This window comes from Streptomyces sp. CC53 (genome assembly GCF_001865245.1).
Lineage (GTDB): Bacteria > Actinomycetota > Actinomycetes > Streptomycetales > Streptomycetaceae > Streptomyces.
In genome coordinates this window covers 1-15,989 of the sequence record NZ_MKXB01000135.1, presented here as the reverse complement: position 1 = coordinate 15,989, position 15,989 = coordinate 1, and the positions used below count along the sequence as shown (strand labels likewise).

At 74.2% G+C, this 15,989-nt stretch carries 16 protein-coding genes; 4 read left to right on the top strand and 12 right to left on the bottom strand.

The features are described from left to right. Positions 1 to 360 precede the first annotated feature (360 nt). Positions 361 to 1,281 (top strand): MurR/RpiR family transcriptional regulator, encoded by a 921-nt coding sequence (locus BJP40_RS12455; RefSeq protein ID WP_071280420.1) that lies wholly within the window; start codon positions 361 to 363, stop codon positions 1,279 to 1,281. Between the two features lie 312 nt (positions 1,282 to 1,593). Here the strand turns inward: BJP40_RS12455 and BJP40_RS12450 are convergent, their stop codons facing one another. Further along, complete coding sequence (locus BJP40_RS12450) at positions 1,594 to 1,800, bottom strand: DUF5133 domain-containing protein (protein WP_071271800.1); 207 nt, start codon at positions 1,798 to 1,800, stop codon at positions 1,594 to 1,596. 252 nt (positions 1,801 to 2,052) lie between these two features. Between BJP40_RS12450 and BJP40_RS12445 the strand changes: the two genes are divergently transcribed. Continuing rightward, positions 2,053 to 2,241: a DUF2795 domain-containing protein gene (locus tag BJP40_RS12445; RefSeq protein ID WP_071280419.1), complete on the top strand. Its 189-nt coding sequence runs from the start codon at positions 2,053 to 2,055 to the stop codon at positions 2,239 to 2,241. A 38-nt stretch (positions 2,242 to 2,279) separates the two neighbouring features. On the opposite strand, the gene BJP40_RS12440 is transcribed toward BJP40_RS12445, so the two are convergent. The 3 genes from BJP40_RS12440 to BJP40_RS12430 all read right to left on the bottom strand — a co-directional run bounded on the left by BJP40_RS12440 (position 2,280) and on the right by BJP40_RS12430 (position 7,770). Beyond that, positions 2,280 to 3,017 carry a class I SAM-dependent methyltransferase gene (locus BJP40_RS12440; protein ID WP_071280418.1) on the bottom strand — a complete coding sequence of 246 codons (738 nt, stop codon included), beginning with the start codon at positions 3,015 to 3,017 and terminating at the stop codon, positions 2,280 to 2,282. A gap of 68 nt (positions 3,018 to 3,085) precedes the next feature. Further along, the gene (locus BJP40_RS12435) at positions 3,086 to 5,854 is read right to left on the bottom strand and encodes a SpoIIE family protein phosphatase/ATP-binding protein (RefSeq protein ID WP_071280417.1); all 2,769 of its coding nucleotides are present in this window, start codon (positions 5,852 to 5,854) and stop codon (positions 3,086 to 3,088) included. Positions 5,855 to 6,495: 641 nt separating this feature from the next. Then, positions 6,496 to 7,770 carry a DUF5954 family protein gene (locus BJP40_RS12430; protein WP_226962811.1) on the bottom strand — a complete coding sequence of 425 codons (1,275 nt, stop codon included), beginning with the start codon at positions 7,768 to 7,770 and terminating at the stop codon, positions 6,496 to 6,498. A 157-nt stretch (positions 7,771 to 7,927) separates the two neighbouring features. On the opposite strand from BJP40_RS12430, the gene BJP40_RS12425 reads away from it, so the two are divergent. Continuing rightward, positions 7,928 to 8,233, top strand: coding sequence for a hypothetical protein (locus BJP40_RS12425; RefSeq protein ID WP_107416760.1), 306 nt, complete (start codon positions 7,928 to 7,930; stop codon positions 8,231 to 8,233). A 173-nt stretch (positions 8,234 to 8,406) separates the two neighbouring features. Here the strand turns inward: BJP40_RS12425 and BJP40_RS12420 are convergent, their stop codons facing one another. Then, the gene (locus tag BJP40_RS12420) at positions 8,407 to 8,646 is read right to left on the bottom strand and encodes a hypothetical protein (RefSeq protein ID WP_071280416.1); all 240 of its coding nucleotides are present in this window, start codon (positions 8,644 to 8,646) and stop codon (positions 8,407 to 8,409) included. 81 nt (positions 8,647 to 8,727) lie between these two features. Next, positions 8,728 to 8,934: a hypothetical protein gene (locus tag BJP40_RS12415; RefSeq protein ID WP_071264608.1), complete on the bottom strand. Its 207-nt coding sequence runs from the start codon at positions 8,932 to 8,934 to the stop codon at positions 8,728 to 8,730. 390 nt (positions 8,935 to 9,324) lie between these two features. Between BJP40_RS12415 and BJP40_RS12410 the strand changes: the two genes are divergently transcribed. Continuing rightward, complete coding sequence (locus tag BJP40_RS12410) at positions 9,325 to 9,591, top strand: DUF2795 domain-containing protein (RefSeq protein WP_071280415.1); 267 nt, start codon at positions 9,325 to 9,327, stop codon at positions 9,589 to 9,591. 215 nt (positions 9,592 to 9,806) lie between these two features. Here the strand turns inward: BJP40_RS12410 and BJP40_RS12405 are convergent, their stop codons facing one another. From BJP40_RS12405 to BJP40_RS12380, 6 genes are all read right to left on the bottom strand, one after another. After that, positions 9,807 to 10,148, bottom strand: coding sequence for a DUF3040 domain-containing protein (locus BJP40_RS12405; RefSeq protein WP_079171117.1), 342 nt, complete (start codon positions 10,146 to 10,148; stop codon positions 9,807 to 9,809). A 56-nt stretch (positions 10,149 to 10,204) separates the two neighbouring features. Continuing rightward, the gene (locus BJP40_RS12400; protein ID WP_071280413.1) at positions 10,205 to 11,011 is read right to left on the bottom strand and encodes a slipin family protein; all 807 of its coding nucleotides are present in this window, start codon (positions 11,009 to 11,011) and stop codon (positions 10,205 to 10,207) included. Positions 11,012 to 11,581: 570 nt separating this feature from the next. Further along, complete coding sequence (locus BJP40_RS12395) at positions 11,582 to 12,547, bottom strand: carbohydrate kinase (RefSeq protein ID WP_071280412.1); 966 nt, start codon at positions 12,545 to 12,547, stop codon at positions 11,582 to 11,584. A gap of 91 nt (positions 12,548 to 12,638) precedes the next feature. Continuing rightward, entirely contained in the window at positions 12,639 to 13,475 is an 837-nt protein-coding gene (locus tag BJP40_RS12390) for a carbohydrate ABC transporter permease (RefSeq protein ID WP_079171116.1), read from the bottom strand. 6 nt (positions 13,476 to 13,481) lie between these two features. Next, on the bottom strand, positions 13,482 to 14,483 hold the full coding sequence (locus tag BJP40_RS12385; RefSeq protein ID WP_079171118.1) for a carbohydrate ABC transporter permease: 1,002 nt from the start codon (positions 14,481 to 14,483) through the stop codon (positions 13,482 to 13,484). 15 nt (positions 14,484 to 14,498) lie between these two features. Continuing rightward, positions 14,499 to 15,863: an extracellular solute-binding protein gene (locus BJP40_RS12380; RefSeq protein ID WP_071280411.1), complete on the bottom strand. Its 1,365-nt coding sequence runs from the start codon at positions 15,861 to 15,863 to the stop codon at positions 14,499 to 14,501. Between the last annotated feature and the right edge of the window lie 126 nt (positions 15,864 to 15,989).

Genomic DNA, 15,989 nt, shown 5'->3' with positions numbered 1-15,989 from the left:
TGGCGCGTGCGGGTCGCCCGCCCGGCTGCGGGCGGACCGGTACGCGGCCGCCGGTCGGCGGTGCGGTGTCCCCGTGCCGCACCGCTGCGGTGCGCGGCCGTCCTGCCGTCGTCGCGGTCGGCCGTCCGACCCGTGGGGCGGGCGTGGCCGGGACGGCCGTCGGTGCCCCGGCCGGCTGCCGGGAGCGCCGCACGGTTCCCGGGGCCGCTCCGGCGGCCGGCACGCGTGGCCCGCACACGGGCCTGTGGAGGCTGCCGACCGGTGCGCGGGCCCCGGGGCGGACGGGCCGGGGGTGCGGTGCCCCGGGTGAGCTATCTTGTGCGGAATTGGGACAAAAGAAGGAGGCGCACGGTGCCATCAGTGCCATCGGGCCAGCAGGCACGCGCACAGGCGGCGGCGATCACCCCGGGCCGGCAGGCCCCGGAGGCCGAGCCGACACCCGCCGAGCGGGTGCGGGCCCTGTTCGGCGGCCACCGGCTGTCCCCCGGGCAGCGGCGCATCGCGCAGTACCTCGTGGACCACCTGACGGAGGCGGCGTTCCTGTCGATCACCGACCTCGCGGAGCGCGTGGGCGTGAGCCAGCCGTCGGTGACCCGGTTCGCCGGCGCCCTCGGCTACAGCGGCTTCCCCGCGCTGCGGGAGGCGCTTCAGCCCATCGCCCTGAGCGCCCTCGCGGGCGCACAGGACACCCGCGAGGCCCGCCGCAACGAACTCCAGGCGGCGATCGACACGGAGATCGAGAACCTGGAGAACCTGCGGAGGGCCTTGGGGGACCCGAGTCGCGTCCTTCAGCTGGGCCGCGAGTTGGCGCGATCGGTGCCCTTGACGGTGCTGGGTTTGCGGATCTCGGTGTCGCTCGCGGAGTACTTCGCGTATGCGGCCCGCCGCATCCATCCGGACGTGCGGCTGGTGACGCGGGGCGGCAGCGTCGCCTACGACACGCTCCTCCAGGCGGGCGAGGCGGGCGGCGGCTGGGTGCTGGCCTTCGCGATGCCACGGCACGCGAACGAGACGCTGGCGGCGCTGCGCGCGGCGCGACGGGCGGGCCTGCGTGTGGCGCTGATCACTGACCTGACCATGGGTCCCCTGGTCGAGGCGGCCGACGTGGCGCTCACCGCGCCGACCGGTTCACGCCTCGTCTTCGACTCCTACGCCGCCCCCGGGGTGCTCTGCGCGGCCCTGCTCCAGGCGATGGCCGACGCCGAACCGGACCGTACGCAGGCGCGGTTGGAGAGGTACGAGCAAGTCGCCATGCAGCACGAGTTCTTCTTGGACGACTGAGGCGCAAGGGGACGCAGAGGCGTCGGCAGGGGGCTTCGGTGGGTCCGGCGCGGCCGGGCGGCACCGAACTTTTTCGGCCGAGTCGCAGCATGAAATTTTTCATGCCCTTGCTTACTCAACAGTAAATATATTTACTGCTCGCACGGCCCTCGCAGCGCCGACAGGTGCGGCCAGGTGTCCGATGAACGAACACAGTAGGGCGGCGCTCCCTCCTCGCGCCGCCCTGCGTGTTCGCTGCCGGGTCCTCCGCCCTCCCCTGCGGACCCCGGGTGGCGGCCCCGGTCTACCCCTGGTCCGGGGCCGCCGACTTCCTCAGCCCGCAGTGGCGGCCAGGCGCGCCCGGGCGGCCGCCAAGGCGTGCTCCAGGTGCCGCGTACCCGTCGTCACGCACAGCGTGTACGTCACGTCCTCCAGGCGGCGTTTCAGGTCCGGGGCGACAACCCGTTCCTGAGCGGCGGCGCACAGGGATTCGTACCGGGCCACAAGCTCGCTGAGCACAGCGGGATGCGCCAACAGCATGGGGCGTACCTGCCTTTCCGACACCTTGGGATGCGAAGGGGACAGGCGCTGCCCGCCCTCCTGGGGTGTGACATGAGCGAGGGCCGGGCGGCGCAAGAGAGGAGCCCGGATCGGGCATCGAAGGATGCCGTCCCGCAGGGGGTTGTGCCCGGACTGCCCGACCTTCACACGACATTGTGATGCAACCGTGATGGCTTCGCCCCACGGGACGCGACCCGGTGTGACAGGAGCCCCTCGTGGTACTCGGCCGCCATGACCGTGAACCCCATCGAAATGCAGAAGAACCTGGGCGGCGTCCACTACCCCGCCTCCAAGCAGGACATCGTCCGCCGGGCGGAGCAGCACGGCGCCGGCAAGAAGATCATGGACGCCCTGAAGTCCCTGCCGGACAAGGAGTACGACTCCCCCGCAGCCGTGAACAGGGAGGTCGGCAGAGCCTGACCCAGACGTCCGCGCAGACCGCCGCGCCGCCCCGGCAGTCAGCCGGGGCGGCGCGCCACGACCAGGCGGCAGCGCGGCGCACCGTCCGCCCGGCGCCCCAGGGCCTCCAGCGGGACGAGGCCGGCGGGGCCGAACCCCGCACGCTCCAGGTCGTCCAGCACGCCGCGCAGCGGCCAGGTGCGGTAGTACATGACGAACGGCGGCCACCACAGTGCGTTGCGCACCCGCATCGCCGTGTCGAAGGCCCACGACGTCCAGTACGCCGCGGAGCCGACTCGCGGCGGCGCCACGACGGGGAACGCGAAGCGCCCGCCGGGCCGCAGCGCCGTGTGGACGCGGGCGAACAGTCCGGGCCGCTCCCGCGGCAGGAAGTGCCCGGCCGCGCCGAAGCTCACCGCAAGGTCGAACTCGGCACGGAACGGCAGGGCCCGCACGTCGGCCCGCACCCACTCCGGGCGGGGCCCCGGCGCCGCCTCCGGAGGGTGGGCGGCCCGGGCGCGCGCGAGCATGCCGGCGCTGACGTCCACGCCGGTCACCCGCTCCCGGCACAGCTCCCGCAGCAGCCCCGTACCGGCACCCGTGCCGCAGCAGACGTCCAGGCCCGCGTCGAACGGCCCCCAGGGCCGCAGCGCCTCCGCCGTGGCCTCCAGGACCACCGCGGGCGTCCGGAAGGGCGTGACGTCGAACTTCGGGGCGAGCAGGTCGTAGCCGTGCTCCACGGACGAGAGCGCCTGGGCGGTGAGCTCCCGCAGGGTCGGACCTTCAGCCGTGAACATGGGAGTGAAGGTAGCGCGCCCGCGGCCCGCCCGGCGGCCGCGCCGCCGCCATCACGGCGGTCGCAGCGTCACAGCGGATCGACGTCGAAGGCGTCCAGCGGGTCGAACGCCGCCTCCGGCCCGCGTACGGGCCCTGTTCCGGAGCCGGGGAGCTGCTGCTCCGCCCAGATGACCTTGCCCTGAGGGGTGTAGCGGGTGCCCCACCGCTCGGCGAGCTGCGCCACGAGGAAGAGGCCGCGGCCGCCCTCGTCGGTGGTCGCCGCGTACCGCAGGTGCGGCGAGGTGCTGCTGGTGTCGGACACCTCGCAGGTCAGGACCCGGTCGTGGATCAGCCGCACGTGCACCGGCGGGGCGCCGTAGCGGATGGCGTTGGTGATCAGCTCGCTGAGGACCAGCTCGACGGTGAAGGCCAGGTCGGACAGTCCCCACGCGTCGAGCTGCGCGGCCGCCGCGGCCCGGATGCCGGCCACCGCCCCCGGGTGGAAGGGCACGTCCCAGTCGGCCACGCGGTCCGCGCCCAGGCCGCGGGTGCGGGCGATGAGCAGCGCCACGTCGTCCTTGGGGTGGGCGGGCAGCAGCGCGTCCAGCACGGCGCGGCAGCTGTCCTCGGGGCTGCGGCCCGGCCCTGCGAGGGACTGCCTCAGCAGCTCCAGCCCCACGTCGATGTCGCGGCTGCGCTCCTCGATCAGCCCGTCGGTGTAGAAGACGAGCTGACTGCCCTCCGCCACGTCGAGCTCGACCGTCTCGTACGGTATGCCGCCGAGGCCCAGCGGGGGTCCCGCCGGCAGGTCGGGGAACTCCACCCGCCCGGCCGGGTCGACGACGGCGGGCATGGGGTGGCCGGCGCGCGCCAGGGCGCAGCGCCGGGTGACCGGGTCGTACACGGCGTACAGGCAGGTGGCGCCGGTCATGCCCGCGCCGTTGCCGGGCGCCCCGCCGGGCCCGGGGGCGGTCTCGTCCTGGTCGATGCGGCCGATGAGGTCGTCCAGTCGGCCGAGGAGTTCGTCCGGCGGCAGGTCGAGGGTGGAGAAGTTGTGGACCGCGGTCCGCAGCCGGCCCATGCTCGCCGCAGCGTGCAGTCCGTGGCCGACGACGTCGCCGACGACGAGGGCGACCCGGCTGCCGGGCAGCGGGATGACGTCGAACCAGTCGCCGCCCACCCCGGACTGCGCGGGCAGGTAGCGGTGGGCGACCTCCACGGCGCTCTGCTCCGGCAGGGCGCGCGGCAGCAGGCTGCGCTGGAGGGTGACGGCCATGGCGTGCTCGCGGGTGTAGCGGCGGGCGTTGTCGATGGCCACGGCGGCCCGGGCGACGAGTTCCTCCGCGAGGATGATGTCCTCCGCCTCGAAGGGCTCCGGCTTCTCCGAGCGCCAGAAGTTCACCACGCCGAGGACGACGCCGCGGGCCCTGAGGGGCACGGTGATCAGGGAGTGGATGCCGTACGCCACGATCGCGGCGGCCCGCTCGCGGTCCTGGGCCTGCCAGCCGGGTGCCTGGGACAGGTCGGGGACCAGTTCGGCGCGTCCGGACCCGTAGCCGCGGGCCTGCGGGGTGGACGGGACGAAGGCGATCATGCGGCCCGTCGGGTACAGCGGGTGGTCGTCGCGGATGCCGCGGGAGGCGGTGCGCCGCATGTCGGTGCTGGTGCCGGCCGGCTCCTCGCCGCGCAGGACGGGGTCGGAGAGGTCCACGGTCACGAAGTCCGCGAACCGGGGGACGGCGACCTCGGCGAGTTCCTCCGCGGTGCGGACGACGTCGAGGGTGGTGCCGATGCCGACGCCCGCGTCGTAGAGCAGGTTGAGCCGCTTGCGGGCGACCTGGGCGCGGCCGCTGAGGGCGCGCAGCTCGGTGGTGTCGCGGATGGTGACGACGGTGCCGCCGTGCCCGCCGTACGGGTCGGTGGGGCGCTGGTTGACGGCGAGGAGCCGGCCGGCGGCCGGCACGACCTCGTCGGTGGCGAGGCGCCCCGACGCCAGCAGGTCCGCCATGCGCGGGTCCAGGCCGGGAAGCTCCCTGATGTGCCGTCCCTCGGCGTCGGGCGCCAGCTTCAGGAGCCGCTCTGCCTCGTCGTTGGCCAGGACGAGGCTTCCGTCCCCGCCGACGATGACGACGCCCTCGCGGACGGCGTGGAGGACGGCGTTGTGGTGTTCGTACACCCGGGTCATCTCGGCGGGCCCCAGGCCGTGGGTCTGGCGGCGCAGGCGCCGCGTGACGAGTGCGGTGCCGGCGGTGGCGACGGCCAGGGCCGCGGCGCTGGTGCCGAGGATGACGGGCAGCTGCCGGTTGACCAGCCCGGTGACGTTCTCGACCTTCAGGCCCGCGGAGACCAGGGCGACGACCTCGCCCTCCGGGTTGGTGACGGGTACCACGGCCTGCACCTCGTCGCCGAGCGGGCCGTCGACCCGTTCGGTGAGCACCCGGCCCGCCAGGGACGGCTCGATGGTGCCGACGAACCGCTGCCCGATGCGTTCCGGGAGGGGATGTGTGTAGCGGATGCCTTCGGTGTCCATGACGACGATGAAGTCGACGCCCGCCCGCTCGCGGGTGGTCTCGGTGATCGGTTGCAGCACCTCCGAAGGGTTGGGCTGCTCCAGTGTCTCCAGCAGGCCGGGCGCGTGGGCGAACGTTTCCGCCACCGCGATGGAGCGGTTGCGCGCCGCGCGGTCGATGTCGGTGCGCGACTGGAGCAGCAGCGCCAGCAGGGCGCCGAGCACCAGCAGCACGACCAGCGTCACCTGGAGGACGAACACCTGTCCGGCGACGCTGCGTGGGAGCCTTTCGGCCAGCGACCGGACCGAAGCGCCACGGAACCGGTCGAAAAAGTTGACCACGCTCATTTGTAACACTGCGGCCCCAGGGCGGCGCCAGGGCTGAGCGGCACACAGAACGATCGCGGGCGGTCGTGCCGCCGCGGGCACCACCGCCCGCGTGCCGCCGTGGAGCCGCCGCGGGGCCTTCCCCGGGAGGCGCTGCGCCCGCCGGCAGACGTGCCCGCGGTACCGGCCCCTGCGGACTTCCCGGCCGGATCCAGTCCCCCCCTCACGGCCGCCGCGAGCCGGCCCCGGCCTCATGACCGGGCCGGCCCTCTCCGGCCGAGAACCGCGCCGCACCGGGCAAGCCGGCCGCCGGCTCCCCGGGGCCGTCCGCAAGGGGCTCCCGCACCGGGGGGCGCGAAAACGCCGGGCGGGCGGAACAGCCCGGGGGCGGCAGGCGGGGCGCGGGCCGGCGGGCGACCGGCGGACCTGCGCCGGATTCTGCGCCGGACCGGGTCGCCGGGGCCCGTGATCGCCGCGCTGTCGTGGGCCCGGCGACCGGTAGGCCGCCCGGCGCCCCGGCTCGGCAGCCGCGCCCGGGGCCGTGGCGCGCGTTCCAGGTGGGCCGGGCGGGCCAGGACGGCGGAGGCCGCAGGCGTGCCGGGTGGGCCGGTCCGGCTCCGCGGGCAAGGGAGGGCCGGCCGGGACGGGTCGGTGGACAGGCGCTAGCCGGCGGGGTCGGGGCGCGGTTCCCCGCGTGCGCTGCCGCGCTCCTCCGTCCGCTCCTTCTCGCGGTCCCTGAGGACCCTCAGCCGGGCCTCCTCCTCGTGGAACAGGTCGGCGAGGCGCTGCGTGTGCTCGTCGAGCACGACGGGCGCATCGTCCTCGTCGTCACTGATGAGGCCCTGGGCGCGGAGCTGCCGGTCCTGCACCATGACGGGCTGCTGCGGGTCGGGGTCGGACGGCCGCGGTCCCTCGGGCCCGTCGGGTCCGAACCGTACGAGGCGTTCCACGCGGACGATCCGGAAGTGGCGGCCCGCCACCTCCAGGTCGTCGGACGGCACCGCGTCGAAGCGGTCGGCCGCCGCGTTGTAGGGGGCCCGCCCCTCTGCGTCGAGCTCCTCCTCCCACGGGATCATGACCCGGAGCGTGAAGGTGAGGGAGTCCCGCGCGTGCTGCGGGGTGGCGGCGCCGGTGTGGGAGTCCGGCCGCCAGCGGCCCTTCACCTGCTCGGCCGTCATGAAAGTGGCCGGCAGGAGCACCCCGCCCGGATGGGTGCGGGTCGCCCGCACCGAGTCCTCGCGGATGGCGCGGGGCCCGGCGCCCGCCGGGCGGACGAGGGAGAGCAGGTCGACCTTCAGCACGCCCTCGGACATGCCCGTGGGCCGCGCCGGATCGAGGACGAAGCCGGTGGTGGGACAGGGCCGCTCGTGGCCGCGGCCCGGCTTCGGGAGGTCGGGGTCCGAGATGCGGGGCGGCTCGGGGCCCTCCGGCCCGGAACGGATGAACGCCTCCGCCCGGACGACGCGGTAGCGCTCCCCCAGCACCGTCAACTCATCGAGCTTCTCCCACTCCATGCGCTCGGCGGCCCGCATGCAGGCGTCGTACCCGTCCTGGTCCCCGGCTTCCCCGGCCTCCTGGGCGCGGCGGCGGAACTGCGAGCCCATCGAGTCGCGGGCGTCCTGGGGAGTCTGACCCGAGCAGCTGTCGAGGAGTTCCCAGCCGCCCTGCTCGCGTTCTCGTACGACACCGAAGGACGGGGCACCGGCCGACAGCAGCTGCGGGTACCTCTCGCGGGCCGTCCACGCCTCCGCGTCGGCCATCGCCACCAGAGGGTCGTCGAGGGCGGCGACCCGGACGGTGCGGTACGCGGGGACGCTGTCCTCCGGGCTCCTGGCGCCGTGCAGGTGGCCGTCGGGCTGCCCGCCCGCCGCGCCGCCCGGCGGCTCTCCCGTCCTGTGGCTCTCGTCCATGTGGCTGTTCCCTGAGTCGTAGGACATGGGTCCAGCGTGCCGCCGGGCGGGTCATCCGATGGGGTGACGCGACCAAACACCTGCAACTGTTGGATGCGGGCTGACCCGACGGCCGGGCAGGGCGGCGGGCGGAAGGTGCATTTTCGGCCGTCGGCCGTGGGTAGGGTCCTCGGAAGGTCGGCGTGTGGGTGACTGGGGGCGCGACATGGCCGAACAGGAGTTCGAGGAGCGCGGTGTCCTGATCCGCCGCGGATGGCGGCAGCTGACGACGGCGGGCCGGGTCCGGGTGGCGGAGGGGAGGCTGACCCTGCTGAACAGCCACGGGAGCGAGATCGACAGCGCCCCCCTGGCGGAGGTGCGCGTGGGCGAACCCTGGTACGCGCCGCGCGGCTGCATCCGGGCGGTGCTCGGTCGTACGGCGTACCTGCTGCGGCTGGGGCCGGCACGAGCGCGCGCCATAGCGGAGGCGGCCCACCGGTCGCGCGGCTGACCCGCCCTATCCGGCGGCACGGCTGCGCCCCCGCCGCCGGGATCGCGCCGCGGGCGAGGGGCCGCGGGGCGTGAAGGGCTGCGGGGGCACCGGGAGTGCTTGCGGGGCGGACGTGGGAGCAGCGGCGCGAGGGATCTCCGGCCGGGGCGGCGCGACCGCTGCCGGTGGCGCCGTCAGTAGCACCACCACGTGCCGTCGGGGGGCTGGGGGAGCCAGCCGTACAGGCCGCCGTCGGCGGGTCCCCTCCGGTAGACGGCGGTCACGGTGCCGGCCCGGAAGGTGCGCACGCGTTCCGACCTGCCGTGGTGGTCGGTGCGCTCCAGGACGATCTCGCCGGTGGCGGTGCGCCCTGCGGCGGTGGCCTCGACGAGGGTGTCCCCGCCGTCAGTGAGGCTCAGCATGAAGACGGCCATGTTCGTGGTTGCTCCGGTGTGGTGCGGTGTCGTGGTCGTGCGGGCCGGGTGCGGAGTGCGGGTGCGGTCCGCCGTCCGCGGTCAGAGACCGACCGGGACGGTCGGCAGGTCCTCCCACACCTGGCGCAGTTCGGTGTACCGGCGGTCGGGCAGGCCCTCCAACACCCGGCGCACCTCGGGCCGCGCCCCGGCGGCCGCGATCAGCAGGTCGCTTCTGCTCAGCGCACCGTTGGCGAAGACCGCCGCCAGGTGCTCGGCGATCTCGGTGCGGGTGACGTCGTCGGACATGGTTCTCCCCAAGCGTGTGAGCGCGCACGAGCGGTGGCCGCGCGTGCCGGAAAGACTGAGGGTGAAAGTCGGGGCGGCGCCGGCGGGCGGCTCCTTCGCCGCCCGGGGCCGCGCTGCGGGTCGCTGCAGCGACCCGCCGGCAAGCGGCACCAATCTAACGCAGGGGCAAAGTGCGGAGGCAAGTCGGAACCGCGCCAGGACCGTGCGCCGGCCGGGAATTCGCGTACGGGAGCGGACCTGCCGCCCGGCGGCCGTCGAACGTTAACCCGTACATCACGTGAGAGTCATCGAGCCCCGCACCGACCACGACCCGCGAGCCGCCCGGCACCGTGACGATACGCTTGCGGGGAGTGACGAGTCTGCGGTGAGCGGCGTCGGAGGGCGGGAGCCATGTCAGCGGTGACACGGCAGGAGATCGGGGCCTGTACGCGCGGGGCGTTCGGGTCGGGATGGGTCGGCAGGGACCAACTGTGCGCGGCGGCGCGGTCGGCGGGGGCCAGGCGTGAGGTCGTGGAGACGCTGGAGAAGCTGTCGCCCAGGGTGCGGGTGTGCGGCGTCCCCGATCTCCTCCTGCTCCTGCCGGACCTGCCGGACCTGCCGGACCTGCCGGATGGGAACGAGGGCGGGGAACGGGGCGCGGAGCCGAGCGTGGCGTGACCCTGCCCCCGAGCGCCGTGCGCGCTGCGGGGCCGGCTCCACGCCCGGGTCGTCACAGCCCGTACGCCGCGGCGGGCACGGGGTGCCGCCCATCCGGACCGCCGGGCGCGGCGCGGCTCCGCGCCCGGCTCGTCAAGCCCGTACAGGGTCCTGACGGTCGGTACGGGGCCCCAGGCCGGTACTCGGACAGGCGTTGCCCGCCCGTCGGCCCCTCCTCACGCGTACGGCACCGGTGGGGCGGGCGCGGCCTGGACCGCGGCGGGCAGCCCGGCGGGTGGCGCCTGGTCGGGCACCGTCGCGGACGGCCCGGACAGGAGCGCCGTGAGCACCAGGCCGAGAACGGCGACCACGACGGCGACCACAGCGACGATCTTGCGCCAGTCGCGGCGCCTGCCGTGCGGGTGCTCCACGCCGTCCTCCGGGTCCGGCTCCGGCGGCGGCCCCTCGGCGAACTGGCGACCGAGCACGGACATGCGCTCGTCCAGGGCGGGGTCGTCGCGGGCCAGTGACCGCTCGATCTCGGCGAGCAGGCGGTCCTCGTCCATTCCTGATGCCATGTCGGGCCTCCTCCGGTGGCTGGTACGCCGTGACTGCTCGGTACCGGCGCCGCCGGCTAGGACGGCGCCTGGGCGACCGGTCTCGCGGGGCCCGGGGGCCTGCCGTCCTCGGGGCGGAGCATGTCGACCAGGCGGAGCACCTCCATGGGCAGCGGGAAGATGAGCGTGGAGTTCCGCTCGGAGGAGATCTCCGCCATGGTGGACAGGATCCGCAGGTGCAGTGCGGCCGGGTGCCCCTCCAGCCGCTGGGCCGCGTCGGCGAGCGTCTCGGCGGCCTCGAACTCGCCCTTCGCGTGGATGGCCTTCGCCCGCCGGTCCCGCTCCGCCTCCGCCTGGCGGGCCATGGCCCGACGCATCGTCTCGGGCAGTTCGACGTCCTTCACCTCGACGAGGGTGACCTTCACGCCCCACGGGTTGGTGACGTCGTCGATGATGCGCTGGAGCCGCTGGTTGATCTCGTCGCGGTTCACGAGCAGTTCATCGAGGTCGACCTGGCCGAGAATGCTGCGCAGCGTGGTCTGGGCGATCTGCGACGTGCCCTTCACATGGTCCTCGATCGCCACGACGGACCTGTTCGGGTCGACGACGTTGAAGTAGGTCACTGCGTTGACGCGCACGGTGACGTTGTCCTTGGTGATGACGTCCTGCGGCGGGATGTCCATGGTGACGGTGCGCAGCGACACCTTCACCATGCGGTCCACGACGGGGATGATGAAGAACAGGCCCGGGCCCTTGGCACCGATGATGCGGCCGAGACGGAAGATGACTCCGCGTTCGTACTCGGGCACGACCTTGACGGACACGGCCAGGAGCAGGAGCAGCACGACCGCGCCGAAGGCGATGCCGACGAGTTCCGGACTCATGGGGGTCCTCCTCTCCGGTGGAGCGGCGCAGCACGGGCCGGGACCCGCACCGCCGCGTCGCCCCGGTGGCCGCTCCTTCGGTGGCCTCCCGTTCTATGGTGCGGGCCTTGCACGGGCCGGGACGGCGCGGGCCGGCCGTCGGGGCGAGGAGCCGGGCCCCGCAGTCGTACCCCTCGGCCTTCGCGTACCCCTCTGCGAGGCGACCGCACTCCCTCGGGCGCACCGGCCGTGGCCGGCTGCGGCGGCGCGGTGCGACACCCCGGGCCGCCGCCGGGCCCGGGGCCCACGGGCGCACTCCCGGGCCTGCCGGCCCACCACCACCGGACCGGCGGAGCCGGCCGCCGCGGCCGGGCCGCCGCATCCGTCATGCCCACCGGGCCGTGCGGGGCCGCCCGGGGGCAGGACCGGCCGCCGCCGAGGGTGCTGCCGGGTGCGTCGAACCGGCCCCGACCGCACCGGGCGTTCCGGACCGCGCGGGCCTCGTCGACACGGGCCGTCAGGGCCCCCGCCCGGCGGAGGCCACCGGAGCCGGCGCGCGACCACCCCGGTCTCGGGAACCGCCGCCCGGCGTCAGCGGAAGGCGCCCACGTCGTCCGCCCACGGCGGGTCCGCCCCCGGCACGGCGCAGGTGGCGGCGGCGACCCGGGCGGCGTACGCACAGCTGACCGCCGTCTCCTCGGCGGTGAGCGCGTCCAGGCGGCCGCCGAGCCGGCCGAGGCGGGCGAGCGCGTGCAGCAGGCCCGCGGTGAAGGAGTCGCCCGCCCCCACCGTGTCGACGACGACGGCCGGCGCCGACGGCACCGTCACACGGGTGCCGTCGAGGGACGCGAGGGCTCCTCGGCCGCCGAGGGTGATCACCACGAGACGGGCACCGGCCTCGTGCCAGGCGTCGCAGGCGGCCTCCGGGGACGCTCCGGGCATGAGGTGCCCGAGGTCGTCCTCGCTGAGCCGGAGGACGTCCGTCAGGGCACACCACCGGGCGAGGCGGGCCCGGTACGCCCCGGGCGGCACCAGCAGGGGCCGTACGTTGGGGTCGATGGAGACCGTGGTCCGCTCCCGTACCGCCGCCAGGTGGTCCTCGACCCGGCGACCGCCCGGCTCCCTGATCAGGGCCAGGGAACCGGTGTGGAGGCACACCGAGTCGCCCGGCGCCGCGGCGGCGAGTTCCTCGGCGGTCCACTGCCAGTCGGCGGCGCCCTCCGCGTGGAAGGAGTACGTGGCGTGGCCGCGGGCGTCGAGGTCGGCCACGGCGAGGGTGCTGGGCTCGGCGGCGGACACGCAGCCGGACACGTCCACACCGGACGCGGCCAGCCGGGTGCGGAACAGCCCGCCGAAGACGTCGTCCGAGATCCGGCCCCGGAACCGGGTGGGGGTGCCGAGGCGGGCCAGGGCCACCGCCGTGTTGGCGGGGCCGCCGCCGGGCAGCACCCTGAGCGACAGTTCCTCACCGTCCGGTGTGTGCTCGGTGAACGCGTCGGCGACGCATTCACCCAGCACGGTGACCGCCGGTCCGGCCGCGGCTGCTGCGCCCCTCATCCGTGTGCTCCTCTCCTCGTTCCCCCCGCCTGCGGTGTCCGCGCCCCCCGCGCTCATGGTCTCCGTCCGACCGGTCCCGCCGCTCATCGCCTCACCCCTTGACCGCCGAGCCGGCGACGCCCTGGACGAACCAGCGCTGGAAGAAGGCGAAGACGATCAGGACCGGCAGCACCAGCATCACGCCGAACGCGAGGATCTGCCCCCAGTCCGGCGGCTGCTGCCCCTGGAAGACGCTGAGCGCCAGCGGGAGGGGGCGTACGGCGGGGTCGGCCACCATCAGGACCGGCCACAGGAAGGACCCCCACTGGACGAGGAAGGTCAGGATGGCGACGGACGCGAAGGCGGGCCGGCTCATCGGCACGATGATCGCGAAGAACGTCCGCCACGGTCCGGCGCCGTCCAGCCGCGCCGCCTCCTCGATGCTGGGCGGGATCTTCTGGAAGAACGTGTGGAACTGGTAGACGGAGAAGGCGTTGGCGACGAAGGGCATCGCCTGGATGAGGAGGGTGTCGCGCTGGTCGTTGTAGAGGTGGAACAGCGGCACGGCCACCGACTCGAACGGCACCAGCATCAGCAGCAGGACCAGCCCGAACACGGCCTTCCTGCCGCGCCAGCGGAGGCGGGACAGGCCGTAGGCCGCCAGGGAGTTGACGATCAGCCCGCCGCACACGACGACGGCGGCCAGCAGCACCGAGACGCCGGTGAAGCGCCAGAAGTAGCCGGTGCTGTCGGAGTTCAGGCTGTCGAGGACAGCGGCGTAGTTGTCCAGGGACAGGTCGGTGGGGAGGAAGCCGGACAGGCCGCTCAGGACCTGGTCGGAGGGCTTGAGGCTGCCGACGGCCAGGTAGATCACGGGCAGGGCGAACACGAACGCCAGGACGCTGAGGACGGCGTAGTCGAGGATGCGGCGCAGGGGCGTACGGGACACGGGGGCTCAGTCCTCGTTCTCGGGACGGACGACGCGGCGCTGCAGCAGCGTCAGGGCGACGACGATCAGGAAGAAGACCACGGTGATCGCGGCGGCCCGGCCGACGTTGTTCTGGTCGAAGGCGGTGGTGACCGCCTCGTACATCACGGTGCGGGTGGCGTCCTCGTCGAGCCCGCCGCCCCGGACCAGGACGTACACCTGGTCGAAGACCCGGAAGGACAGCACCGACGTCAGCATGGCGACGAAGACGAGGGTGCCGCGGATGCCGGGCAGGGTGACGTGGCGGAACTGCTGCCAGCGTCCGGCCCGGTCGAGCCGGGCGGCCTCGTACAGCTCGTCCGGGATCTGCTGGAGACCGGCGAGCAGGATCACCATCTGGAAGCCGACGCCCTGCCAGACGGACAGGACGATGACGGACGCCAGGGCGGTGGCCGCGTCCCCCAGCCAGTCGAAGGCGCCCCAGTGGCCCATGCTGAGGTGGTGCAGGAGGGAGTTCAGCATGCCCTCGTCGCTGCGGGCGAGGATCAGCCGCCAGACGACGGCGACCAGGGCCATCGGGAAGACCACCGGCAGGAAGAAGACCGACCGGAAGAGGCCGATGGCCCTGAGCTTGCGGTTCAGCAGGAGCGCCAGGGCCAGTGCGAGGCCGGTCTGGAGGGGCACGACGACGGCGGCGAAGGTGAGGTTGTTCAGCAGGGCCCGCAGGAACGGGCCGGACAGGTCCGGGTCCGTGAACAGCCGCCGGTAGTGCTCGACGCCGAAGAAGCGGGGCTCCAGGGGCGATCCGAGCCGGACATCGAAGAACGACATCACGACGGCGTGCACGAACGGTACGCCGACGAAGAGGACGAGGCCGAGCAGGGCGGGGGCCGCCATGAGCAGCCCGTGCACCCCCTCGCGCCCGCGCCGCCGCCCGGCGCCCCCGGTGGGTGGTGTGCCCGGCTGCGGGGCGGACGCCTCGGCCGCCGGCCTGGTGACGGTCCTGGACCGTACGGTTCGCGTGGTCATGTGCAGCACCTGCTCCTAACCCAGCGGGTAGCCGTCGTTGTCCGCGAAGTCCCGGTCGATGGCGCGGGCCGCCTTCGACAGGGCCGTCTCGGGGTCCGCGCCGCCGTACACCGCGTACAGGGCCTTGCCGAACTCGGAGGTGACCACCGGGTACCCGGCGGTGACGGGGCGGGTCACGGCGACGCAGGACGGGCCGGCGGCACGGGTGCCGCAGGGCATGGCGAGCTGGTCGGCGAAGACCTGGAGCGGGCCGCCCTTACGGTAGAGCTCGCTCTCGGCGAGCGCGGTGTGCGTGGCGGGTGGGGCGCCGTTGGCCTTCGTCATGGCGCCGACGCTCTCGTCGTCGAGGAGGAAGTCCAGGAAGGCCCCGGCGGCCTTGCCGTTCTTCGAGGCGGCTCCGATGCCCCAGGCCCACGAGCCCTGGCCGGTCTTGGTGCCGTGGCCGAAGTCGGGCAGGGGCAGGACGGTGAGGTCGTCGCCCAGGGCGGCGCTGTAGGCGGGGTACTGCCAGTGGCCGACCCAGCTGAGCGCCACGCGGCCCTTGGCGAAGGCGTTGCCGTCGGTGTTGGGGTCGACGTACGGCTTCCACGACTGGACGGTCGTCAGCGCCGACACCGCCTCGGGGCCGTCGAGGGCGCCGGCGGCCCTGCCGTCCTCCAGGAGCGCGCCGCCGGCGGACCACACGACCGGTGAGAAGCCGTAGGTGCCCCATTCGGTGGCCAACCCGTAGTTCTCCGACACGTCGAGGACCTTGCCGTCGCCGTCGGGGTCCACGGCCTTCAGTGCCTTGAGCGCGGCGGTGAACTCCTCGGCCGTCCAGGCATCGCCGACGCCCTTCGGATAGTCCACACCGGCCGCCTCCAGCACCTTCTTGTTGCCGTAGACGCCGAGGCCGGAGTCGTACATGGCGAGGCCGTACAGGTGGTCGCCGATCGTGCCCTGCGCCTTGACGGCGTCGGTGGCGTTGGCGACGGTCTCGACGGACACGTACGGGTCGAGGGGGGCGAGCTTCCCGTTGTGGACGAAGTTCGCCATCGTGGGGCCGTCGAACTCCATGACGTCCGGCAGGGAGGCGGGGTCGGTGGCGGTGACGGTCTTCGTGTAGTCGTTGCCGGGTATCAGCTTCAGCTCGGCCTTCACGTCCTTCTGCGCGCGGTTGAAGGCCGCCACCGCGGCCTGGAGCGCGGCGTCCTCGCTCTTCTGTCCCTGGTGGGCCCAGACGCGGATGGTGCCCTTGCCGCTGCCGGCTTCGACGGTCGGCACGGCTGCGGTCCCTCCTCCGGTACAGGAGACCAGCGCCGCGAGGGGCAGGGCGAGGGCGAGGGCGGTGCGGAGGGGGCCGCGGGATCTGGCGGTGCGGCGGGTACGGGAGGTGCTCATGCGCGTGTGCCTCCGGGGCAGGGGCGGAACGGATCGATCCGGGATGACGGGACAGGGGCCGGGCCCGCAGGGCCGGGTGGCCGAGGGGGGTGGTGGGTGGTGGGGGTGTCCGGGGGTGTCCGGGCG